Below are 22,730 nucleotides of genomic sequence, written 5' to 3'. Positions count from 1 at the left end.
GCCGCCACCCGTAGCCCTCGTCACAGCGTGGCGCCCGGTTTGAGCACCCCCAGCACGGCCGCGGCCAGCACGCTGCCCCAGATCGCCCAGACGTACGGCAGGCAGCCGTTCACCGAACCGCGCAGCGTGCGTTCCACCTCCGGGGTGGAGCCGGACGCGCCGAGCGCGGCGAAGGCCGGCCCGAAGGCGCGCAGCCTCAGCCGGATGCCCAGCCCCGCCGCGATGGCCAGGGCGTACAGCGCCAGCTTGGCGCCCAGCCAGCGAGGGTTGGTCTCGACGCCGAAGGGGCGGTCGGCGACGAGCGTGTAGGCCGCGGAGCAGGCGATCACGGTGACCAGGGTCAGCCTGATCGCCCAGTCCGCCCGGCGTACCAGGGGGAACCGGCCGTGGGTGCGGTGATCGGCCACCGTCAGCGCCAGCCAGCCGAGCGCGAACGCCCACACCAGCAGCACCGACCAGAAGGGGAACAGCCGCACCCCGAACAGCTCAGCCCCGTGCGGCTCCAGCGCCATCAGCGTGACCCCACTGGGCAGGAAGAGCACCAGGCAGATCTTCGGCGCGAGATCGAGGCCGCTCATGATCCGTAACGCGACGGTCCGTGCCTGCGGGCCCGAGGCGGGGTCGAGCACGTACCTGCTGGAGTAGAACACGCCCAGGTCGCCGCCGAGCCAGAAGACGAACAGCACCAGGTGAAGGACGATCCACCAGCCGTGCGCATGAGCTCCCATGTCCGCCCTTCCAGGACTTACCGGCAGAAGTGGAAACGACGTTACACGCACCGAAACGGCAGGGACCAGGCTGCCCGCTGGCCGAAACGCCGCGCGTGACCGCCGCCGGCACCGTCGGAAAGATCGCCAGTTTCTCTTTGCCGGGAAGAGAGCGCATTCCAGAAAGCGCTTTCAGGAAAGCTCACACCATGGTCAGGTAGGCGGCGAGCTCGCTGGGCGAGTCGGTGGCGATCCCGACATGTCCATCCGGCCGGACGAGGGTGTGACGCCGCCCGCCGTACGGCTCGGCGGGCGCGTACGCCCGCACCTCAGGACCGCCCGCCACCTTCGGCGCGGCATCCGGCGACAGCAGCGTGAAGTGCGGCCCCCGCAGCAGGTCGAACATGCGCGCCATGGTCCCGTCCGCCAGCCGCAGCGGCCCGTCCGGAACCCGGTCACCGCCCCCCTCACCGGCCAGCGAGCTGCCGCGATAGCCGACATGGAGCTGGTACGTCTCCTCGTCCCGCTTGAAGGTCTTCTTGTCGTGCAGCCCGGTGCTCAGGCCGAGCACGCGCGCGGCGATCGGGCGGCGTTCCTCCTCGTACGTGCCGAGCAGCGACGACGGCGCCCCGCCGAGCGCGCGGGCCAGCTTCCAGCCCAGGTTGTAGGCGTCCTGCACGCCGGTGTTGAGCCCCTGGCCGCCCGCCGGGGAGTGCACGTGGACGGCGTCCCCTGCCAGGAAGACGCGGCCGGCCCGATACCTGTCGGCCAGGCGGATGTTGACCCGGTAGAGCGAGGACCACAGCAGCGTGGTGACGCGCACGCCGCGCAGCATCGAGCGTTCGCGGAAGAGCCGCTGGAAGCCGGGCAGCGTCAGGTCCGGCGTGACGCCCGGCTTGAGCGAGGCGAGAAGCTGGAAGGAGTCGGTCCCGGCCATGGGGTAGAGCGCCACCATGCCCTTGCCCGGCCGTACCCAGATGTGGATGTGGTCCCGTCCGAGCCCTTCGACGCGCACGTCCGCCAGCGCCATGCGCTCCTCCTCACGGGTCTCCCCGGCGAAGCCGATGCCGAGCGCCTTGCGCACGGCGCTCTTCCCGCCGTCGGCCGCGACCAGATACGAGGCCCGCACCGTCGCGCCGGTGCCCAGCCTGGCCGTGACGCCCATCGCGTCCTGCTCGAAGCCGGCCAGCTCGACGCCGTGCTCGACCTTCCCGCCCAGCTCGGCCAGCCGCTCGCCGAGCAGCGCCTCGGTCCGCCACTGCGGATGCATCAGCACCATCGGGTACGGCACGGCGTCGGTGGCCGCGGCGAGCTTGTGCATCCGCCCCTGGTACACCGGCACCCGGCCCACCCTGACCCGGAGCGGCGGGTAGAGCGTCGCGGCCGGCAGGATGCGGTCCGTCACGCCGAGATCGTCGAAGATCTCCAGCGTGCGCGGCTGCAGCCCCTTGCCCTTGGAGCCGGACGCGGGCTCGGGCGCCCGCTCCACGATCCGGTGCTCGATCCCGCGCCTGGCCAGCTCGACGGCGAGGGTGAGCCCGGTCGGCCCGGCCCCGACGATCAGTACATCCGTCTTCTCCGTGTCGGTCATGGCCACACCGTGCCAGGGGTCGCTGCCGGATCTCTGTCAGCACTCTGCCGAAGGGTGCCGGGCGGCGGATCACTACCCTTGGCCGTCATGCGCATGAGCCTCAACCAGATCGTGGTGGACTGCCGCGACCCGCACACCCTGGTCCGCTTCTGGGCCGCCCTGCTCGGCGGCGACCCGGTGGACCGCGCCAGGGGCTGGTCCCACGTGGCGCCCCCGGACGGCGTACGGCTGTCGTTCCAGCCGGTGCCCGAGGCCAAGTCGGTCAAGAACCGGCTGCACCTGGACGTCGAGGTCGAGTCGATCGAGCCGGCCGTCACCCGGGCGCAGAGCCTGGGCGCCACCAGGATCGGTGCGACGGTGACCGACGAACAGGGCTCCTTCCAGGTGATGGCCGACCCGGAAGGCAACGAGTTCTGCTTCGTCAGCGCCTGAGCCGTCCAGCCGGCGCACTACTGGCGCGCACGACGGATACGTACAACTGAAGGCCGTACCTCTGGCCGGACGCGGGATGGACAAGCAGACTCGTGACGGAAAGGCCGGAAAGGGAGGTATGGCACGGTGCTACCCGAATGGCTGGAAAGCGAGCTCGACACGGTCCCCGACTTCGACGCCTTCGCCGGAGTCGAGGAGCTGACCCAGCTGATGGAGGCGCTCGCGTCGGCGCATCCGGACGTGGCCACGCTGCGGGTCGTGGGGGAGTCCAGGCAGGGCAGCCCGCTGCTGTGCCTGACCATCGGACCGCCGGGACCGCCTGAGGCGCTGGTCTTCGGCCTGCCGCACCCCAACGAGCCGATCGGCGGGCTGACCGCCGTCCACCTGGCGCGCCGGCTGTGCGCGGACGCCGGGCTGCGGGCCAGGCTGGGCCATCGCTGGCACGTCATCGCCTGCATCGACCCGGACGGGCTCCGGCTGAACGAGGGCTGGCTGCGCGGTCCCTTCACCCGCGAGCACTACGCGCGGCACTTCTACCGGCCCGCCGGGCGCGACCAGATCGAGTGGACCTTCCCGCTCGACTACAAGGACGCCCACTTCGACACGCCGCTGCCGGAGACCAGGGTGCTGATGCGGCTGATCGACGAGCACCGGCCCGCCCTGGTCTGCTCGCTGCACAACAGCGAGCTCGGCGGCGTCTACTACTACCTCAGCAGGACCGAGCCCGCTCTCTACCCGGTCCTGCAGGAGGTGCCGGCGCGGCTCGGCCTGCTCCTGCACCGGGGCGAGCCGGAGGCGCCGCACATCGTGCGCTACGCCGACGGCGTCTTCCGGGTGGGGTCGATCAGGCGGGCGTACGACCGGATGGCCGAGCAGGGGCAGATGTGGAGCGGCGAGTCCGGGGACAACACCGCCTCGTACGCGAGCAGGCACGGAGCCCTCACCCTGATCAGCGAGCTGCCGTACTGGATCGATCCGACGGCCGACGACGAGAGCCCGGCCGGCACGTCCTACGCCGTCGCCCTGGCGGGTAAGGCCGTCGCGGTGGCCGAGCTGGCCGAGGTCCTCCAGCAGGGGCTCGACGCCGTGCGGGCGGACCTGGTGACGCCCGATTCGCCGTACTGGCGGGCCACCCGGTTCTTCGCCGACGTCATGGCGCGCAACGCCGAGAGCATCGCCGTACGCGCCCGCTTACCCGAGTCCGACCGCCCCGCCTCGGTCGCCGAGGTGACCTCGCTGGCCGGCGACGGGCACAGCTTCCAGCTCCGCTACGGCGGGATCATGCTCAGAGGGCTCGACGCCGAGCTGGCCGCCGGCAACCGGGCCGGCGCGATCGCCGCGACGCGGGCGCGGGTGGCCGGCCGCTACGAAGAGTGGCTGGCCGCCGACCCCGCCTCGGAGTACGCGGTCATCCCCATCCGCTCCCTCGTCGCGACCCAGTACGCCGCCACCATCGCCGCCGCCGCGCACCTGAGTCGATTGACTTAATTAAGGCGGTCGGCTTAACTGTGGGCGTTCGCAACCCGGGAGGAAACGTGAGCGAGAGCGCCACGGACGTACCGCACTACCCGTTCCCCAGCCCCGGAGCCCTGGAGCCGCCACAGGAGTGGGCGGAGCTGCGCGCGGGCTGCCCCGTCGCGCCCATCCGGCTGGCCAGCGGTGACGAGGCCCTGCTGCTCACCCGCTACGCCGACGTCAAGCAGGTCCTGTCCGACCCCAGGTTCACCCGCCAGCTGAACGCCGCCGACGCCGCCAAGGTCACCGCGAACGAGTCGGGCGGCGTCTTCGGCAGCTCCAGCCTGAACGTGAGCGGCGAGCACCACCGGGCCTGGCGCCAGCTCGTCGGCAAGGCGTTCACGGCCAAGCGCGTCACGGCCATGCAGCCCAGGATCCAGGCGATGGCCGAGCTCCTGGTGGCGGAGATGGTCAAGCAGGGCGCGCCGGCCGACCTGGTGAGCGCGCTCGGCTTCCCGCTGCCGGTGTGGGCGATCTGCGACCTGCTCGGCGTCCCCGACTCCGACCGCGACAAGTTCGCGTACTGGTCGGACACCATGCTGAGCCTGACCAGGTTCACCCAGGAGGAGATCGACGCCGCGCAGGAGGCGTTCGCCGGCTACCTGCGGGCGCACGTCGCGGCCAAGCGGGCCGCCCCGGGCGAGGACCTGATCAGCGAGCTGATCGGGATCGTCGGCTCGCTGGACGGGCGGCTGACGGAGGAGATGCTGCTGATGACGGCCAAGGGGCTGCTCGTCGCCGGCCACGAGACGACCGCGAACATGATCGGCAAGATGGTGGCGATGCTGCTGGCCGACCGCACCCGCTGGGAGCGGCTGGTCGCCGACCCCGCGCTTATCAGGCCCGCGGTCGAGGAGTCGCTGCGCTACGACGCCAACCCGGGCTTCGGGATGCCCCGCTACCTGAGCGAGCAGGTCGAGGTCGCGGACACGACGCTGCCCGCGGGCACGACCGTCGTGTGCAGCATGGCCGCGGCCAACCGCGACGAGCGCGAGTTCGAGCAGGCCGCCGACCTGGACCTGACCCGTTCCCCCAACGCCCACCTGGCCTTCGGCGTCGGCCCGCACTCCTGCATCGGGCAGGCGCTGGCCCGCACCGAGCTGCAGACCGTGCTCAAGGTGCTGCTCGACCGGCTGCCCACGCTGGAGCTGGCCGTGCCCGCCGACGAGCTGCGGCGCCGCGAAGGGCTCATCGTCGGCGGCCTGCGGCAGGTCCCGGTGAGGTGGTGACGATGGCCGCCAAAGCCGACCGGGCGCGGGAGACCCGTACGGCGATCCTCGACGCCGCCGAGCGGCTCTTCGCCGAGCACGGCGTCGGGGAGGTCTCCAACCGGCAGGTGAGCGAGGCCGCCGGCCAGGGCAACCACTTCGCCGTCGGCTACCACTTCGGCACCAAGACCGACCTCGTACGCGAGATCGTCCGCCGCCACGTCGCGGCGCTCGAACAGCGGCGCGCCGGGATGCTGGCCCGGATCGGCGGCTCCACCGAGCTGCGCGCCTGGGTGTCCTGCCTGGTCCGGCCCGCCACCGACCACCTGGCCTCGATGGGCTCGCCCACGTGGGAGGCCAGGTTCATGGCCCAGTGCAACACCGATCCGATCCTGCGCCAGATCGTCATCGACGAGAACGTCGCCGCGCCGTCCATGCGCCACAACCTCGAAGGCATGTTCGGCCTGCTGCCGGGCCTGCCCGGCGAGACCCGCAAGGAGCGCGGCGACATGAGCCGCCTGCTCTGCGTGCACGTGCTGGCCGAGCGCGAGCGGGCGCTGCACGAGGGCGCCGCCACGCCCCGCTCGACCTGGGAGGCCACGGCCGTGGGCCTGACCGACGCGATCGTCGGGATCTGGCTCGCCCCCGTGACCCGCGCCGGCTGACACCCCCTTCACGAGAACGGACGTCTCATGCGAGGTTTACGGCACAAGCGAATCGTCGTCTGCGGCGGCGCCACCGGCATCGGCGCCGCCACCGCCGAGCGGCTGGCCGAGGAGGGCTGCCGCGTCCTGGTGGGCGACATCAACGCGGCCGGGGCGGAGGAGACCGCCGGCCGCATCACCGCGAACGGCGGCACGGCGGTCGCGGCCGCGTTCGACCTGGCCGACGAGGCGTCCGTGCGGGCGCTGTTCGAGCGGGCGGTGGCGGCGTTCGGCGGCGTAGACGGGCTGTTCAACGTGGGCGCCGACCTGTCTCTGGACACCATCGGCCGCGACGCCGACCTGTCGGGGATGGACGTGGCCGTCTGGCGGCGCACCCTGGAGGTGAACCTGATCGGGTACGCCCACACCTGCCGGGCCGCGATCCCGCTGCTGCTGGAGAACGGCGGCGGCGCCATCGTCAACACCTCCTCCGGCGCCGCCTTCGTGGGCGAGCCGCTGCGCCCGGCCTACGCCGCCTCGAAGGCGGGCGTGAACGCGCTCACCCGGCACGTCGCCTCCCGCTGGGGCAAGGAGGGCGTCCGCTGCAACGGCGTCTCGCCCGGCATGGTGCTCAGCGAGACGGGGCTGGCGCAGATGAGCGAGAAGTTCAGGGCCGCCGGGCTGGCCGGCACCCGGAGCACCCGCCTGGGCAAGCCGTCCGACCTGGCCGCCGCGGCGGCGTTCCTGCTGTCCGACGACGCCGCCTGGATCAACGGCCAGACCTGGTCCATCGACGGCGGCGGCTCCCTGCACGACTGAGCGGGCGGACTTAGTCCGATCAGGCGCGAAAGATGCAAGATCAACTGCGATTAGGCCCTCCTCGCTCGGCGTAACTCGGGTTACATTCACGTTAATTTGCCCTCTCTTATCCCCCGAGTAGACCGAAGGGAGAGGCATGAGAGCGAGAACCGCAATCGCGGCCATGACTGCTGCGGCGATCCTCATGCCGGCCGCCGCGTACGCCGGGAGCACCACGGTTTCCACCGGCGCCGCGGCCCCGCCGCCCGACGACCAGTTCCAGAAGGTGACACTCAACGACAACCCAGGCGAGCCGATGGACCTGGCGGTGTTACCGGATTCGAGGGTCCTGCACACCACCAGGAAGGGCGAGGTCTGGTTACACGACCCGAAGACGGGCCTCAACACCCAGGCCGCCCAGCTCGACGTCTACCAGCACGACGAGGAAGGGCTGCAGAGCATCGCCCTGAGCCCCGGCTTCGGCAAGGGCTCCAAGAAGGACGACTGGGTCTACCTCTACTACTCGCCGCCCCTCGACACGCCGATCGACGACCCGGCGACGCCCGACGTCAACGAGGGCGACGCGCCGCTCACCGGCGCCCCGGCGGACTTCGCGCCCTTCAAGGGGCTGATCAGGCTCTCCAGGTTCCGCTTCGCGGGCGCGAGCATCGACCTGCGTACCGAGCAGCGCATCCTCGACGTGCCGGTGGACCGCGGCATCTGCTGCCACGTCGGCGGGGACATCGTCTTCGACGCCGCGGGCAACCTCTACCTGTCGACCGGCGACGACACGAACCCGTTCGCCTCCGACGGCTACGCCCCGATCGACGAGCGGGCCGACCGCAACCCGGCCTTCGACGCCCAGCGCAGCGCCGGCAACACCAACGACCTGCGTGGCAAGATCCTGCGCGTCAGCGTGCGCGAGAACGGGTCGTACACGATCCCGCGCGGCAACCTGTTCAGGCCGGGCACGGCGGGCACGCGGCCGGAGATCTACGCGATGGGCCTGCGCAACCCGTTCCGCATCGAGCTCAACCGGGCCACCGGCGAGCTGTACGTGGGCGACTACTCGCCCGACGCGCGCGAGCCCGACCCCGCCCGCGGGCCGTCGGGGACCGGCAAATGGACGGTGATCCGCAGGGCCGCCAACTACGGCTGGCCGTACTGCGCGACGGCGCGGCTGCCGTACGTCGACTACGACTTCGCGACCGGCGCGTCCGGCGCGGCCTTCACCTGCGCGGCCCCGGTCAACGAGTCGCCGCACAACACGGGGCTGCGCAGGCTGCCACCGGTCGCGCAGCCGGACGTGTGGTACTCCTACGGGCAGTCGGCGGAGTTCCCGCAGCTCGGCACCGGCGGCATCGGGCCGATGGCGGGTCCCGCGTACGCGTTCGACCCGGGCGACACGCGCGGCAGGACCGCCGTGGGCTGGCCGAAGTACTTCGACGGCGTGCCGCTCTTCTACGAGTGGACCCGTGACTACGTCAAGGCGTTCCACCGGGACGGGCGGATCGAGGACGTGCTGCCCTCGTTCGTGTTCGACAACCCGATGGACATGGAGTTCGGCCCCGACGGCGCGCTCTACGTGCTGGAGTACGGGGACGGCTTCTTCCAGGAGAACCCGGACGCCCAGCTCGCCCGCTTCGACTACATCGGCAACACCGGCAACCACACGCCGATCCCCGCCGCCGCGGCCTCGGTGACCGCCGGGCTCGCGCCGCTCACGGTGCAGTTCACCAGCGCCGGGACGACCGACCCCGACGGCGACAGGCTCCGCTACGCGTGGGACTTCGACGCCGACGGCCGGGTGGACTCGCGCAGCCCGCAGGCGTCGTACACCTACCGGCGGAACGGCCTGTTCAACGCCACCCTGCGGGTCACCGACAGCGCCGGCATGTCGGCGGCGACGTCGGTGCGGATCGTCGTCGGCAACGCCGCGCCGGTCGTGGAGCTGGTCAGGCCCGCCGCGGGCACCCCGTTCACCTTCGGCGACGTCGTCGAGTTCGAGGTACGGATCACCGACGACCAGCCGGTGGACTGCGCGAACGTGACCGTGGACTACGTGCTCGGCCATGACGACCACGGCCACCCGCAGACCACGGCCCGCGGGTGCACGGGCTCGATCCAGACCACCGAGCCGAGCGGCCACGACCCCGAGACCGACGATCTGACCGGCGTGTTCGTGGCCGGTTACACCGACCCGGGCGGCGCCGGCCTGCCCCCGCTGACCGGCAGCGACGAGGTCGTCCTGCAGCCCACACGTTAGGAGCTCTCATGTGCTACGGCTACGGCCCCAGCAGACGGTCCCTGCTCGCCGCGGGCCTCGGACTCGGGGCGGCCGCCGTCGCGGCCGCCTCCCCGGCCGCCGCGGCGACGCCGCACGGCTCCGGCGGTCACCACGTGCCGCCGGACCAGATCAGCATCCAGCTCTGGACGGTACGCGACGACCTCGCCCAGAACTATGACGCCACCCTCGCCTACCTGGCCAGGACCGGCTACCCGAAGGTCGAGCTCGCGCTCGGCTACTTCGGGCGGACGGCCCGGCAGCTCCGCGAGTTCCTCGACGGGCTCGGCATCCGGGCCAGCTCCAGCCACGACGGCCTCACCACCGACGACGCCGGGCTGGAGACGAAGATCGAGAACGCGCTGACCCTCGGCCAGTCCTTCATGGTCGTGCCCTACCTGAACTCGGCCAGCGAGGACGAGTGGAAGGCGTGGGCCGAGCGGATGAACGTCGAGGCGGCCGCCGCCCGCTCGGCCGGGCTGCGCTACGGCTACCACAACCACGCCCACGAGTTCACCACCGACCTCGGCGGCGGCAAGACGCCGTGGGACGTGCTCACCGCCGAGCTCGACCCGCGCCTGGTCCACCTGGAGATCGACATCTACTGGGCGGTCACCGGCGGCATCGGGCGCGGCGTCGCCGACCCGGTGCGCTTCACCCTCGGCGTCATCCGCCGGGCGCCGCAGCGCGTGCTGCAGTTCCACGTCAAGGACCGGCACCTGGACGGCGACATGGCCGACCTCGGCACCGGGACGATCGACTTCCGGCGGATCTTCGACGCGCACCGCGTGAAGGAGTACATCGTCGAGAACGACACCCCTGACGTGACGCCGCGGCGTACGGCGGAGGTCGGCTACCGCTACCTGCGCAAACTGCGCTTCTAGCGGCACACCTTCGCGAGCGGGGCCCGGCGTGTCCGGGCCCCGCTCCCGTCGAGCGGGCTCCCTGGGAGTGACGCGGCCACCCTCCCCGGCCCGGTGCCCCAACGGGCGGAACCAGCGTGGAGTCATGAGCAAGGACAACGTGCTCGGGGACTTCCTGCGGGCCCGCCGTGAGCTGGTGCGTCCCGGGGACGCGGACCTGCCCGCGTCGACGTCAACGAGATCGTCATCCGTCCCGCCCGCCAGCGCTGACCTGGTGGTGATGCGGGGGGCCGGCGGCGGCGTCGTATGCGATCCGGCCCGGCTCGATAGGGTGTGACTCAGGCTTCGAGCGTTCTCCGTGCGCCGGCCTCTATTTGAGAGCGAGACGCAATATGAGCAGTGCTCGCAAAACTGGTGATGGCGCGCCCGAGGCGCCCACCCTGCCCGCCGATCCCGCTGACCTCGCCGGGCCCGCTGAGCCGGCCCAGCCAGCCGAGCCCGACCCACAGGCCGTGCACGCGGCCAACGCGCAGTGGCTCAAGGACAATCCGGACGCAATGCCGCAGGTGAGCGCGGGCCGGTGGGCTGTCTACGACCGGGCAGGCCAACTGCGCGGCCATCTCGTCGGTGACGGCCCGACCCGCGACACCCGCTTCAAGGCGACCGCCAGCGAGCGGCCACCCGCCGCCGATGTGCTGGACGGCGACGTGCTGGACGCCGACGTGCCGGACGGCTACGGCATCACCCTGCACGACGCGGGCGCGCACCTGCTCGACGCCGCCGTGGGCGGCGACCTCCCCAGCAAGGCGTAACAGACCGCCCGCGCCCGGCTGGCGGCGGCCAGCCGGGCGCGGTGCCGTCCCCGGCCCTCCGAGGCTGTGCCGTGCCCGGCCTTTCGAGGCGGTGACCTGCGGGGATGGGCGGCTGCCGGCCGATCGTCGATGCGGGGATCTCGCGCTGGGACCTCACGCGGGCAACGGGAGCACGGCGGTCACCTCGGTGCCGCGCCCGTCGCCGGGCCCGATCGCGCACGTGCCGCCGATCTCGGCGGCCCGTTCGCGCATCGAGGTCAGCCCCACCCCCGGCGCCGGCGACTCCGGCAGCCCGGTGCCGTCGTCGGCGACCGACACCCGCAGCGCCTCCGCCCCAAGCTCCAGCGTGACCAGCACGGACGCCGCCTGCGCGTGGCGGCGGGCGTTGGTCAGCGCCTCCTGGGCGATCCGGTACGCGGCCGTCTCCACCCCGGCGGGCAGCCGGTCGAGCGAGCCCGTCACCGCCACCTCGACCCGCGGCCCCGGCCCCTGCCCGAACGACCGCAGCGCGCCGGCCAGCCCCAGCTCGTCGAGCGCGGGCGGGCGCAGCCCGTCGACCAGCTCCCGCACGGACCGTAGCGTGCTGGTCATCTCGTCGCGCACGCCGGCCAGCAGCTCGTCCACCGCCGCCGGGTCGCGCTCCAGCCGCCGCCGCGCCTCGTCCAGCCGCATCGTCACGCTCGTCAGCGTCGGCCCGAGGCCGTCGTGCAGCTCCCTGCCGAGCCTGCGCCGCTCCTCGTCCCTGGTCGCGGTGATGCGCTCGTGCGAGTCGCGCAGGTCGGTGCTCAGCCGTACGGCACGCGCCAGCTCGGCCAGGTGCCCGGCCATGACGGCGTGCCGCTCCCTGCTCTGGCGCCCGCCCGCCAGCAGCAGCCGCCCGGCCCGCGTGCCGTGCCAGGTCAGCTCGGTCGCCCGCGGCCTGGCGCCCAGCTCGCCGTCCACGAAGGACAGCGCGGGCTCGCCCGCCACCTCCACCCCCACGCCCCTGGCCCCGAGCTGGGCGCGGACCGCGGAGATCGCCTCGGCCAGCGCCTCGGACGGGTCGCCGGCCCGCTGCACGGTACGGCTCAGCAGGTCGGCCGCGCGGTACGGGTCGCGTTCGACGTTGAACAGCCGGTCGGCCGAGCGTTGCAGGCGCAGCCGTACGGGATGGAAGGCCGCGCCCGTGGCCATGGCGGCGGCGAGCCCGGCCACCGCGCCGTAGTCGCCGGCCACGCTGCTGGAGGCCCACATGAGCACCGAGTAGGTGACGCCGGCGACGACGGCGAGCGAGCCGTACACGAGCGTCCGGTTCAGTATCAGCCTGATGCCGTAGAGCTGGTGGCGCAGCACGGCGGCGATGATGGCGATGGGCATGCCGGCCGCCACCACGAGGCGCAGCGCGATGACGACCTGGTCCTCGTTGCCCGCGCTGGCGATCCAGTAGCCGACGAAGATCACCATCGCGTAGAAGTACCAGGTGATCTGGCGGCGTACCTCGGGGGCCGACGCGCGATACCTGAAGCCCAGGGAGACCACGCCGAGCAGGCAGAGCAGGATCATCGGCGGACCGATCCAGGACTCCACCACCTGGGGGATCGTGCCCAGCGCCGCCACGCCGAACGGGTTGCTCATCGGAATGCCCAGCTCGAACGACGGGTCCGGGGACAGGCCCAGCAGCAGCGAGTGGCCGATCATGAGCGTGAGGTTGCCGTACAGCACCGGCTGCCACCGCTTGGACGGCAGCCGCCCGTCCGGGAACAGCAGCGGCATGATCCCCGAGAACGTCGGCACCGCCAGCAGCCACAACCAGATGGCCGGCCACGCGACGTACGGCGTCAGCGGGCCGGGCGCGTACACCGACATCCACACCGCCAGCGCGAACAGCAGCGAGTACACCGACCAGATCACCCCGGTGCCCCACATCAGCCACGGGAACAGCAGCCTGGGCCGCCGCGAGATCAGGAACGCTCCAGCGAGCGGGAACATCAGCCCGATCGGGTCCACGCCCTGGTTCGCGTTCCACCACGGGACCTGGGCGCCCAGCCAGGCGCCGGCCAGGACGGCCGGAAGCGACAGCGCCGCCACCACCCACACGACGCCGACCACGATCCGCCGCCTCATCCCGCCTCCCGCAGCGGCAGCTCCGCGACGACCTCGGTGCCGCCGCCCGGCCTGACGTCGATCTCGCAGGAGCCGCCGACCTCCTCGGCGCGGGCGCGCATGAGCGCGGCGCCCTGACGGCGCTGCTCGGGCAGGCCGATCCCGTCGTCGGACACGGTCAGCCGCAGCCCGTCGCGCCGCTCCACCCTGATCAGCGCCGTGGTGGCCCTGGCGTGCCTGCGCACGTTCGCCATGGCCTCATGGGCGATCTTGTACGCGGCCACCTCCACGGCCGCCGGTAACTCGGCGAGCAAGCCCGGCAGGACCACCTCCACCCGCGGCCCCGGCGCGTCGGCCAGCATCCGCAGCGCGCCCTCCAGGCCGACCTCGGTCAGTCCTGCGCCGTCGAGCGCGGGCGGGCGCAGGCCGTACACCAGGTCGCGCACGTCCACGACGGCCTCGCTCATCTGCCGGCGCGCCTTGCTGAGCAGCGTGTCCGCCGCGCCGGGGTCGCTGGCCAGGCTGCGCCGCGCCTCGTCCACGCTCATCGCGAGGCTCGTCAGCGTGGGGCCGAGCCCGTCGTGCAGGTTGCGCCGCAGCCGGTGCCGCTCCTCCTCGCGGGTGACGAGCATCCGCTCGCGCGAACGCTGCAGGTCGGCGCTGAGCTGCACCGCGTGCGCCACCTCCGCGAGCTGCCTGGCCAGCATGTCGAGCAGGGCCGGGTCGCGGGGCTCGCCGGCGACCGTCAGCCAGCCCATCGACCGGCCGTGCCACACCAGGCGCACGACCGACGGCCGCGCGCCCAGCTCGCCGTCGGCCACCCGGCGCACCCGGCCGCCGGGCAGCACCACCTCGACCGCGACGCCGTCCGCGCCGAGCGCCCGCCTGGCCGCCGTGGCCGCCGACGCCAGGGCCTCTGCGGGGCCGTTCGCCTCCTGCATGCTCCTGCTCACCCGGTCGGCCAGCCGGTACGGGTCCCGCTCCGACCCGAACAGCCGGTTCACGGCGTCCTGGAGGCGCAGGCGTACGGGATGGAAGAGCGCGCCGGCGGCCAGCGCCGCGACCAGGCCCGACCAGGATCCGAGCAGGGTGCCGCCGAGCGTGATGATCCCGAAGTAGACGGCGCCGACGACGGCGGTGAGCGCGGCGTAGACCAGGGCGCGGTCGAGCAAGAGGAGGGCGCGGCCACGCCGGTCCATGCCGGACAGGACCGCCGCGCTCACCAGCAACGGTCCCGAGATTCCCAACAGGACAAGCCTGGCGTTCTTTCGCATGTGCGCGGACATCATAGGTGGCGGACGGCGCACCGGGCACTCACCGCCGCGCCGCCCGTTCGAGGTCGGCTCGGCGCGGGGCGCTCACCCATGCCGCCGGGTCGCGTCAGGCTCGGCGCGGGGCGCTCACCCGTGCCGCCGGGTCGCGTCAGGCTCGGCGCGGGGCGCTCACCCGTGCCGTCCCACCGCGCCCGGCGCGGCGCGGGGCGCTCACCCGCGCGGCCCGTCCGCGTCCGGCTTGGCGCGGGCGCGGCCGGGGGGTCAGGCGGCGTAGTTGCGGACAACGCGGAGCGCGTCGGCGGCGTGGGCGCCCTCGGCGATGAGGCCGGTCTGCTCGGGCGTGAGGCGGCGGGCCCCGACCCGGCAGAACTCGGCGGCCGATCCGGTGATCCGCGCCGGGGCGGCCGGGTCGCCGAAGGTCCAGCGGGTGATCCCGTCGGGCGCGGTGAGCTCGCAGAAGACCGGGGCGTCCGCGATCCCGGCGAGGGCGAAGGCGTAGGGCAGCGTACGGTGGGCCAGCCAGGCCACGTGCCGCAGCCGGGCCGTGTCGGGATAGGGCAGGCCCAGCGGGACGGTGATGTCCTGGGCGTGGGCCCAGTGCTCGGCGATCCTGGTCGTGGCCAGCGTCTTGGGCGACAGCGAGGTGCGCACCCAGGACAGGCGCGTGCCCGGGGGACAGGCACGCAGCGTTCCTGGGGTGGCGAAGGCGGCCTTGCGCCAGCGGGCGAGCACGTCGGCCGGCGACATCCCGCGCTCGGCCGCGACCATCTCGGCGGCCAGGCCGTCCATGGTGGCCTCCGCGGCGGCCAGGCGCGGTTCGCCCGCGTTGATGAACGGGCTGTTGATCACTTCTTCGCTCTGGGTCAGGTGCAGGACGGCGTCGGAGACGGTCCAGCCTGCGGCCGCGGAGGGCCGGGACCATTGGTCCGCCGTCAGGGGGTCGAGCACAGCGTCGAGTTGCCGGTACTCCGCGGCCAGATCGTCGAAGACATCGGTCACCCTGCGAGCATACAGAATTATATTCGGTACGCCAGGACCGCGGACTCTGCCGGCCTGTCACCAGGCCCGATGCGGCGTTCACCCGGTCCGGCGGATCTTGCGTTTACTCCCCGCCTGACGCACGCTTGCCTGAGATGCCCACGCCCGTGAAGGGGGACGACGATGCCGGCTGAGCGCACCGTCCGGTGATCTCGCTGATGCTGGCCGTCCCGGACGCGACGGCGGCGGCGCGATGGTACGAGGAGGCGCTCGGCGCCACCCCGCTGTGGGACCTCGGCGGCGTCGTGGGGCTGAGCGTCGGGGGCGCCCCGTTCTTCCTCGGCGAGCCGGAGGGCAACGGCTGGGAGACGCCGGCCGTGCTCGGCTCGCGGACGGTACGGGTGGAGGTCTTCGTGGACGACCCCGACGCCTTCATCGAACGTGCCGTGGCCGCCGGCGCGGACGGCGACGTCGACAAGATCCGTGATCATCAGATGCCGTGGGGCGTGCACCGGCAGGGCGGGTTCGCCGACCCGTTCGGGCACCTGTGGCTCGTCGGCGACCGCTCCCCGCTGAGCCCGCACCAGGCCCCGTAGACCTTCCCTGGAGACCAAGCCGCCCCCGGCAGCCCTCGCGCTCAGGCGAGGGGCGCCGGGGGCGTGGGTCACGGTGCCGGCCGGCTGGACGCGGTCAGGGGCACGGATGCGACGGGAGCTGCCAGATCCAGATCTCCACCGAGGTGCCCGCCGGGTACAGGACCCGCGGAACGGAGCCGACCGTGGCGGCCGGCTTCTGCCGGGCGACCTCGCCGATGTGGTTGCATATGTGGTCGATCACGAAGTGCTGCACGCCGAACCCGAAGCCGTAAGTGCCGAGGGTCGTCCTGGCCTCTCCGAGTCGCTGGCCGACGATGTCCGGCATCTCGCAGTAACGGATCCCGTTCTGCGTGACGCAGAGCGGGGCGGCCGCCACTGCGGAGGCCGTCGTGAACGCTGTCGCGGCCGGGGAGGCCTGCGCCGCCTGGGCGCCGCCGATCAGGGCCGTACCGAGCGCGGTCGCCGCCACGATCGCACGCAGCCGGCGGGGCACTGCTGGGAGAGCTCTCACCACATGAGTCCTTTCTCAAGGATGTCGTCAACCTTGAGGCGTGCCGCGACCGTGCCGGACGGGTGCCACGTGAAGGCACGCCACGCTCAGCTCTCCGTACGGGCGGCGGCCTCGATGGCGGCGACGAGCAGGTCGAGCTCGGCCTCGAAGACCTGCTCCACGGTGATGGCCTTGAGATGGGCGGCGGCGGCGCGCAGCCGGGGGAAGTCGCCGGCCTCGTCCGCCAGGGCGAGCAGGCTCGCGGTGCGGTGCTCCGCGATGGGGTCGCCGTGCAGCTGGTGGTGGAGCCGGCCCAGCATGAGGTCGATGAAGATCAGGTAGTGCCTGGCGGCCTGCCGGTCGTCCAGGCCGGCGTCGGCGAGGATCTGGAGGATGGTCTCGACCAGGTTCAGGGCGCCGGGGCCGTGGTTGGCGCGGGTCATGAGGAGGTCGACCATGCCGGGATAGGCGGCCAGCTCGCGCCGCATCCCGGCGGCGAGCAGCCGTAGCCGTTCCTGCCACGGGCCCTCGTGGATGCCGGGCGGTAGGACGTCGTGCTCGGCGATGGCGTTCATCACCAGATCGACCAGTGCTTCCTTGTCGGCCACGTGCCGGTACAGGGCCATCCGCGACGCACCGAGGTCGGCGGCGAGCCGGCGAATGGTCAGCGCGTCCATCCCCTCCTTCCTGGCGATCTCCAGCGCAACGGCGACGATCTGCGCGCGGCTGAGGCTGCCCCAGGCGCGGCGCTGCGATGAACCCGAAGAGGTGTGACCAGCCGAAGAACCCACAGCCGAAACCTTATGCCACCATCTTGCGGACAGCCGTCCACAAGATTTAGCGTTGCCTAACCTAACTTCGGCTCGCAGGGAGTTTCAGTGATCGTTCACACCCACGCCTGTGCATGCTTCGGTGCCGGTGCCGGTACCGGCACCGGCACCGGCACCGGTGCCCAGGCCCGTGCCCGCGCCCAGGCCTGCGCCCGTTCCCACGGCTACGCCCGCGAACGGGCACGGCCCCATGCCGGTGTCCGTTCGCGGGAGCGGCTTTCGGCGGGTGGCCGCTGATGTGGATCCTCGCCGCGCTCATCACCGCCGGACTCACCCTGTGGCGCAAGCTCCGCGCGCCCGCGCGTCCCGCATCCACACAACCGGATCGGCGGCCGGCCCATCCGCCCGTTGGGGAAGTGGCCGCGGGCAGTGGTGGTGCGCCGGGGGTCGTGGCGGCGTTGCTGGTGGCGGCGCTGGCCGTCAGTCTCGCTCAGACGATCGTGGTCGCCGCCCTGCCCGCGTTCGGCCGCGAGCTCGGCGCGTCCACCACCGCTGTGACCTGGGTGCTGACGGCGTTCATGCTCTCCAGCGCCGTGGCCACGCCGATCGCCGGGCGGCTCGGCGACATGTTCGGCTACCGCCGTATCCTGCTCGCCTGCTTGTACTGTTTCGCGATCGGGACCGTGGTGTGCGGCCTGGCCGCCGGTGCGCACTCGCTCGGCGGACTCGTGACCGGGCGGGCGCTGCAGGGAATCGGCGGCGGGGTGTTCCCGCTGGCCTTCGGCATCGTCAGGACCGCCCTGCCCCCGCCCAAGGTGCCGTCGATCGTCGCGCTGCTCAGCGCCATGTTCGGGATCGGCGGCGCGGCCGGCATGGTGGTGGCCGGTCCGGTGGTAGACGGTCCCGGCACGGCATGGCTGTTCTGGGGCACGCTGGCACTCGCGGCGATCGCCCTGTCCTTCTCCAGCGAGATCCGCGCCACCGGCACGGGCTCGGCCTCCAGCGCAGCGGCCGGTCCCCATGCGGGTTCCGCCCCCCGCATGGGTCCCGTGCGTCATGGGCGGGTGGACGTGGCCGGGGCGGTCCTGTTGTCCGGGACGCTGACCTGTCTGCTGCTGGCCGTCACCCAGGGCAGGGCCTGGGGATGGGGCTCGGCTCCGGTCGCAGGGCTGTTCGCCGCGACGGCGCTGCTGCTGGCCGGGTTCGCCGTCACCGAGCTGCGCGTCGCCGATCCGCTGGTGGACCTGCGTCTGCTGCGGCGGCGAGCGCTGGCCGCGACGAACCTGGCCACGTTCATCGTCGGCATGGCGATGTTCGGCGTCATCACCCTCATCCCACGCCTCGTCCAGACGCCGCCGTCCGCTGGATACGGGTTCGGCGCCTCGGCCACCGAGGCCGGCCTGGTCATGCTGCCGGTCGCCGGCGCCATGCTGGTGGCAGGACCGCTGGCCGCGCGGCTCGGCCGCAGGGCCGGCGCACGCGTGCCGCTCCAGGCCGGTGCCGCGTGCGCCGTGGTCGCGTTCGTCCTGCTGGCCGCCGCGCACACCCAGATGTGGTACGTCTACGCGGCCGGCCTCATCGTCGGCGCCGGATACGGGCTGGCCTTCGCCTCCATCGGGAACCTGGTGGTCGAGTCGGTCGAGCCCCGGCAGACCGGCGTGGCCACCGGGGTCAACACCATCGTGCGCACCGTCGGCGGAGCCGTGGGCGCGCAGATCGCGGCGGCCGTCCTCGCGGCAGGCACCCCGGGGACGAGCGGGATGCCGGAAGAGCCGGCCTACACGGGCGGGTTCCTCGCCTTCGCCGTCCTCGCCGCCGTCGCGCTCGCCGCGGCCTCCGCCGTGCCGCGCCCGCGGCCGGGCAGGGAAGACATGACGCGGGAGGAGATCGGCCACAGCCCATCTGATCGGCAGAGGAGCTGAGAAGAGGCTGGCAGTACTGCCGGGGATCTTGACCAGCTTCGGCATCCGGACAGAATGTAATTCGGATTGAGGTGTGCGTCCCCGGGTGCGTGTCCTCTGCCTCGGACCGGAGGAGCCATGGATCGTCTTCTCATCATGCGCAGCTTCGTCACGGTCGCGAAGGCCGGCAGCTTCAGCGGCGCCGCCAAGGTGCTCGGCACCTCGGGATCGCTCATCTCCCGTCACGTGGCGGACCTGGAGAAGCAGGTCGGCGTCCGCCTGGTCAACCGCACCGCCCGATCCGTCAGCCTGACCGAGCCCGGTGTCCGCTACAGCCGCTTCGCCCAGCGGATCCTCGACGAGATCGACGCCGAGGACACCAGCATCGCGGAGCTGCACGATCGCCCGGAAGGTCCGCTGTCCATCATCTGTCCCAAGTGGATCGGCGGTCTCGATGTCGGCGACGCCATCGCCGCCTTCTCCGTCGCGCACCCGAGGATCACCGTGCGGTTCGAGCTGGGCGGCATGTCCGGCAGGGCGTACGACTTCCTGGACAGCGGGTTCGACGTCGCCTTCCACACCCGCGACCTGCGGGACTCCAGTATGCGGCTGAAGAAGATCGCCGCGCTGCCGTTCGTGCTGTGCGCCGGGGAGTCGTACGTCAAGGAGCACGGCTCCCCGGCCTCGCCCGACGACCTCGCCGCCGACGACTGCCTGGTGCACGTCAACGACCCGGTCTGGCGCATCGGCCACGGCCGGGCGAGCACGCTGCACAAGATCCGCAATGTCGCCTTCCAATCGAACTCGTCCATCGCCCTGCAGAAGGCCGCCGTGCACGGGCGCGGCGTCGCCCTGATCCCGCACCGGCCCGCGTACGACGATCTCATGAGCGGCGCCCTGCGGGTGCTGCTCCCCGAGCTGGCCGTGCCCGAGAGATCCCTGTACGCGATCTACGGCCCCGCCCAGAGCTCGTCGCGCAAAATCAAAGTATTTCTGGACTTCCTGACCACCTGGTTCGCGGGCCACCCCATTCCGGCGTTCGAGAGGTAACCCCTTCGCCGGGCTCAGGCCGTCGTGGCCGCGGCCCGGAAATCGGCGTGAAGAAAACCTGCCGACCGGCGAACACTGGTCGACAGTTGTCTTCGGAAGGACGCCATGACTGCACCACCTGACGCCGGCGATGTGATGGAAGACGTCACCGTGGTCGAGCAGTCGCTGGACGATCCCGAGCGTTTCGCCCTCCTGTACGACCGGTACTTCACCCAGATCTACCGTTACCTGGCCGCCAGGCTCGGCGGCGAGCAGGCCGATGACCTGGTCGCGGACGCCTTCCTGCTCGCGTTCAACGGCAGGCACGGCTTCGACCCGCAGCGGGGCACCGTGCGGTCGTGGTTGTTCGGCATCGCCACGAACGTCGTGGCCCGGCACCGCCGCGGCGAAGGCCGCCGCCTGAACGCGCTCAGCAAGGTGCCGGCCGAGGACTCCGCCGACGGGCACGAGGACCGGGTGACCTCGCAGCTCGCGGCGCAGGCCAGCAGACCGGAGCTCGTACGGGGGCTGAAGGGCCTGGCGAAGGGCGATCGCGACGTGGTGTTCCTGCTCGTCTTCGGCGGGCTGGGCTACGAGGAGATCGCCACCGCTCTGGACATACCGGTGGGGACCGTCGGGTCCCGGATCAACAGGGCGCGCAGGAAGCTGCGCAAGGCCCTGGGCGACGTCAACCCGATCGGGGAGTGGTAGTGATGGACGAGCTGAAGCTGGTCGAGGCCGTGTTCGCGGAGCCCGAGCCCACGCCGGAGGCGGCGGCGAAGGGGCGTGACCGCTTCCTGCGCGAGGCACGGGCGTCACGGCCGGACCGTCCGCGCCGCGGTTGGCGCACCGCGCGTCCGCTACGGCGCGCCGCCCTGGTCGGCGCGATGGCGGTGACCCTCGCCGCCGGCATCATCGTCACCCAGGTGAGTCTGGGCGGCTCCGGCACGCACACTCCCGGCCACCTGCTGGCCGCGCCTCCGGCCGACGCCAAGGCGCTGCTCGGCCTGGCCGCGCGGGCCGCCGCCGGCCGGCCCGACATCGTGCCGGCCCGCGGCCTGTACGTCCACACCAAGAAGCTGGCCCAGGAAAGCCTGTACACCAAGGACGAGTCGGGCAAGACGCGCTACACGAAGGTGCTGGTCAACGAGGAGCGCTGGGAGGCCGCCGACGTGGGCAAGCCCTGGCTGAGCCGCAGACAGGGCCTGTCAGCCGCGGGACCGGCGCCCCGCACGTACTGGGACCGCGGCGTCGAGGACATCGTGTCCGAGCCTGCGGGATGCCCCGGCCAGCCGTCCTACGCACGGCTGGGCGCCTGGCCGACGGACCCCGCCCAGGTGCGCGCGAAGATCGTGGCCGACACGGGCGAGGAGCCGCTGCGCATCTGGCGCTCCCTCCAGGGCCTGGTCCGCGAGTCCGTGGTACGGCCCAGCCTGGGCGCGGCGCTCTACCAGGTCGCCGCCGGGCTGAACGGGATCATGCTCATCCCCGACGCCTTGGACGCGGCCGGTCGCCCCGGCCTGGCCGTCGCCATGGACGAGGGCGACGGGACCCGATCCGAGTTGATCTTCGATCGGCAGAGCTATGGCTACCTCGGAGAGCGCACGGTGAACACCCGGGACAGAAAGGTGAAGGCGTCCCCCGGCGAGTACACCGCGAGGAAGGGCGAGGCGCAGGGCACCGCCGTGCTCGCCGTCGATCTCGCCCCCGGCCTGCCCGAGGTGTCGCCGAAGGCGTCCCGCATGAAGATCCCCTGCTGAGACTTTTCCCCTGATCCGGCCTTTCCGGCCGTGAGCTCTGTTCCGCATGCCCGCAGATCGATCCGGCATGCCCTCGAAGAAGGAGAACATCCATGTTCATCGCCAAGGCGGTCGCGGCCACCCTGCTCGCCGGCTCGTTCGGCGGCCTCACCGCGCCGCCGCCGGGAGACGCCGCCGCGTACGAGAAGCAGACACGGCTGGAGGCCGAGCGCGTCGCCTGTATGACGGAGCGGGGCCTGGACTACACGGCCTCTCCGGAGCCTCGGCACACGTGGCAGCCTGGGGAGCGGGAGCGGCTCGCCGGTGATCTGGAGGCGCTGCGGGCATACCGGACCAAGTACGGCTTCGGCGTCTGGTCCCCGAACGTCTATCCGAAGGACGCGGTCCCCAACCCCGTCCGGCACGAGAACCCGAACAACAAGATGCTGATGTCGCTCTCGGCCGGCGCGCTGAAGAAGTGGCGCGCCGCCGATGATTCCTGCTTCGCCCAGGCGGTCAAGGAGGTGCTGGGCAAGACCGTCACCTCTCAGGAGGACTACGCTGACCGGATCGAGGCGGCGGTGCGGACGTCGTTGAGCGTCCTCGACCAGGACAAGCGGCTCGTCCAGCTGGGCAAGCGGTTCGCCGCGTGCCTCGGCGTCAGCCGGACCGAGCCGACCGCGCTGGACGGTCTGAGCCATACGAAGATCGTGCGGCAGGCTTCGGACGTCGCCAAGAAGGCGTGGAAGGGCGACCTGCCCAAGGGCAAGACCGTCGTCTTCCTGCCGAACCTGAAGCCCGCGCAGGCCAGGCCGCACCTGGACAAGGAGATCAAGGCGGCGCTGAAGGACCTGGAGTGCGGTAAGGACTTCTACCCCGTCTACTCCCCGAAGGCCATGGAGATCACGTCGCGGGTCTACCAGGAGTTCGGCAGGGAGGGCGCGGCTCAGGCGATCCCGTCCCGGATCTACCGCAAGGTCGTCTGACGCGGCCACCGGGGTTGCACCTCCACCAAGG

Annotated in this window: 22 protein-coding genes; 15 read left to right on the top strand and 7 right to left on the bottom strand. The window is 72.2% G+C overall.

The genetic code is table 11. The features are described 5' to 3' along the window. Positions 1 to 20: 20 nt before the first annotated feature. The gene (locus ABEA43_RS58370) at positions 21 to 728 is read right to left on the bottom strand and encodes a hypothetical protein (RefSeq protein ID WP_345576483.1); all 708 of its coding nucleotides are present in this window, start codon (positions 726 to 728) and stop codon (positions 21 to 23) included. A 181-nt stretch (positions 729 to 909) separates the two neighbouring features. Then, entirely contained in the window at positions 910 to 2,298 is a 1,389-nt protein-coding gene (locus tag ABEA43_RS58365; RefSeq protein ID WP_345576481.1) for an FAD-dependent oxidoreductase, read from the bottom strand. A gap of 87 nt (positions 2,299 to 2,385) precedes the next feature. Between ABEA43_RS58365 and ABEA43_RS58360 the strand changes: the two genes are divergently transcribed. The 9 genes from ABEA43_RS58360 (at position 2,386) to ABEA43_RS58320 (ending at position 10,854) form a co-directional block, all read left to right on the top strand. After that, a complete protein-coding gene (locus ABEA43_RS58360; protein WP_345576480.1) occupies positions 2,386 to 2,730 on the top strand; it encodes a VOC family protein in 345 nt (114 codons plus the stop codon). A 126-nt stretch (positions 2,731 to 2,856) separates the two neighbouring features. Then, positions 2,857 to 4,218 (top strand): M14 family zinc carboxypeptidase, encoded by a 1,362-nt coding sequence (locus tag ABEA43_RS58355; RefSeq protein WP_345576479.1) that lies wholly within the window; start codon positions 2,857 to 2,859, stop codon positions 4,216 to 4,218. A gap of 47 nt (positions 4,219 to 4,265) precedes the next feature. Further along, a complete protein-coding gene (locus tag ABEA43_RS58350) occupies positions 4,266 to 5,474 on the top strand; it encodes a cytochrome P450 (RefSeq protein WP_345576478.1) in 1,209 nt (402 codons plus the stop codon). A 2-nt stretch (positions 5,475 to 5,476) separates the two neighbouring features. Beyond that, the gene (locus ABEA43_RS58345; protein ID WP_345576476.1) at positions 5,477 to 6,118 is read left to right on the top strand and encodes a TetR/AcrR family transcriptional regulator; all 642 of its coding nucleotides are present in this window, start codon (positions 5,477 to 5,479) and stop codon (positions 6,116 to 6,118) included. Positions 6,119 to 6,145: 27 nt separating this feature from the next. Beyond that, positions 6,146 to 6,916 carry an SDR family NAD(P)-dependent oxidoreductase gene (locus ABEA43_RS58340; protein WP_345576475.1) on the top strand — a complete coding sequence of 257 codons (771 nt, stop codon included), beginning with the start codon at positions 6,146 to 6,148 and terminating at the stop codon, positions 6,914 to 6,916. Positions 6,917 to 7,052: 136 nt separating this feature from the next. After that, the gene (locus ABEA43_RS58335; RefSeq protein ID WP_345576473.1) at positions 7,053 to 9,161 is read left to right on the top strand and encodes a PQQ-dependent sugar dehydrogenase; all 2,109 of its coding nucleotides are present in this window, start codon (positions 7,053 to 7,055) and stop codon (positions 9,159 to 9,161) included. Between the two features lie 8 nt (positions 9,162 to 9,169). Beyond that, positions 9,170 to 10,063 carry a sugar phosphate isomerase/epimerase family protein gene (locus ABEA43_RS58330; protein WP_345576471.1) on the top strand — a complete coding sequence of 298 codons (894 nt, stop codon included), beginning with the start codon at positions 9,170 to 9,172 and terminating at the stop codon, positions 10,061 to 10,063. A 124-nt stretch (positions 10,064 to 10,187) separates the two neighbouring features. Further along, a complete protein-coding gene (locus tag ABEA43_RS58325) occupies positions 10,188 to 10,379 on the top strand; it encodes a hypothetical protein (RefSeq protein ID WP_345576469.1) in 192 nt (63 codons plus the stop codon). 55 nt (positions 10,380 to 10,434) lie between these two features. Continuing rightward, the gene (locus ABEA43_RS58320) at positions 10,435 to 10,854 is read left to right on the top strand and encodes a hypothetical protein (protein ID WP_345576468.1); all 420 of its coding nucleotides are present in this window, start codon (positions 10,435 to 10,437) and stop codon (positions 10,852 to 10,854) included. A 153-nt stretch (positions 10,855 to 11,007) separates the two neighbouring features. On the opposite strand, the gene ABEA43_RS58315 is transcribed toward ABEA43_RS58320, so the two are convergent. The 3 genes from ABEA43_RS58315 to ABEA43_RS58305 form a co-directional block, all read right to left on the bottom strand. Beyond that, positions 11,008 to 12,957, bottom strand: a complete 1,950-nt coding sequence (locus ABEA43_RS58315) for a histidine kinase (protein ID WP_345576467.1) — start codon at positions 12,955 to 12,957, stop codon at positions 11,008 to 11,010. Beyond that, on the bottom strand, positions 12,954 to 14,183 hold the full coding sequence (locus ABEA43_RS58310; RefSeq protein WP_345576466.1) for a sensor histidine kinase: 1,230 nt from the start codon (positions 14,181 to 14,183) through the stop codon (positions 12,954 to 12,956). The genes ABEA43_RS58315 and ABEA43_RS58310 overlap by 4 nt, the downstream gene beginning before the upstream one ends. 288 nt (positions 14,184 to 14,471) lie before the next feature. Then, the gene (locus ABEA43_RS58305; protein ID WP_345576465.1) at positions 14,472 to 15,209 is read right to left on the bottom strand and encodes a maleylpyruvate isomerase family mycothiol-dependent enzyme; all 738 of its coding nucleotides are present in this window, start codon (positions 15,207 to 15,209) and stop codon (positions 14,472 to 14,474) included. Between the two features lie 185 nt (positions 15,210 to 15,394). On the opposite strand from ABEA43_RS58305, the gene ABEA43_RS58300 reads away from it, so the two are divergent. Beyond that, the gene (locus ABEA43_RS58300) at positions 15,395 to 15,784 is read left to right on the top strand and encodes a VOC family protein (protein ID WP_345576464.1); all 390 of its coding nucleotides are present in this window, start codon (positions 15,395 to 15,397) and stop codon (positions 15,782 to 15,784) included. Between the two features lie 94 nt (positions 15,785 to 15,878). Here ABEA43_RS58300 and ABEA43_RS58295 read toward each other — a convergent pair whose 3' ends face one another. Both ABEA43_RS58295 and ABEA43_RS58290 read right to left on the bottom strand, forming a co-directional pair. Then, positions 15,879 to 16,295 (bottom strand): PASTA domain-containing protein, encoded by a 417-nt coding sequence (locus tag ABEA43_RS58295; RefSeq protein ID WP_345576462.1) that lies wholly within the window; start codon positions 16,293 to 16,295, stop codon positions 15,879 to 15,881. A gap of 86 nt (positions 16,296 to 16,381) precedes the next feature. Next, positions 16,382 to 17,065: a TetR/AcrR family transcriptional regulator C-terminal domain-containing protein gene (locus tag ABEA43_RS58290; RefSeq protein WP_345576460.1), complete on the bottom strand. Its 684-nt coding sequence runs from the start codon at positions 17,063 to 17,065 to the stop codon at positions 16,382 to 16,384. Positions 17,066 to 17,340: 275 nt separating this feature from the next. On the opposite strand from ABEA43_RS58290, the gene ABEA43_RS58285 reads away from it, so the two are divergent. The 5 genes from ABEA43_RS58285 to ABEA43_RS58265 all read left to right on the top strand — a co-directional run bounded on the left by ABEA43_RS58285 (position 17,341) and on the right by ABEA43_RS58265 (position 22,699). Next, on the top strand, positions 17,341 to 18,966 hold the full coding sequence (locus tag ABEA43_RS58285) for an MFS transporter (protein WP_345576458.1): 1,626 nt from the start codon (positions 17,341 to 17,343) through the stop codon (positions 18,964 to 18,966). A gap of 117 nt (positions 18,967 to 19,083) precedes the next feature. Next, entirely contained in the window at positions 19,084 to 19,995 is a 912-nt protein-coding gene (locus ABEA43_RS58280) for a LysR family transcriptional regulator (RefSeq protein ID WP_345576456.1), read from the top strand. Positions 19,996 to 20,100: 105 nt separating this feature from the next. Further along, positions 20,101 to 20,685, top strand: a complete 585-nt coding sequence (locus ABEA43_RS58275) for an RNA polymerase sigma factor (RefSeq protein ID WP_345576454.1) — start codon at positions 20,101 to 20,103, stop codon at positions 20,683 to 20,685. Positions 20,686 to 20,687: 2 nt separating this feature from the next. Further along, positions 20,688 to 21,734 (top strand): CU044_5270 family protein, encoded by a 1,047-nt coding sequence (locus tag ABEA43_RS58270; protein WP_345576452.1) that lies wholly within the window; start codon positions 20,688 to 20,690, stop codon positions 21,732 to 21,734. 92 nt (positions 21,735 to 21,826) lie between these two features. Next, the gene (locus ABEA43_RS58265) at positions 21,827 to 22,699 is read left to right on the top strand and encodes a hypothetical protein (protein ID WP_345576450.1); all 873 of its coding nucleotides are present in this window, start codon (positions 21,827 to 21,829) and stop codon (positions 22,697 to 22,699) included. Positions 22,700 to 22,730 lie beyond the last annotated feature (31 nt).

The organism is Nonomuraea rosea (assembly GCF_039539705.1).
Classification (GTDB): domain Bacteria; phylum Actinomycetota; class Actinomycetes; order Streptosporangiales; family Streptosporangiaceae; genus Nonomuraea; species Nonomuraea rosea.
The sequence above is the reverse complement of the archived record's forward strand: the minus strand, read 5'-3'. Positions and strand labels throughout refer to the sequence as shown.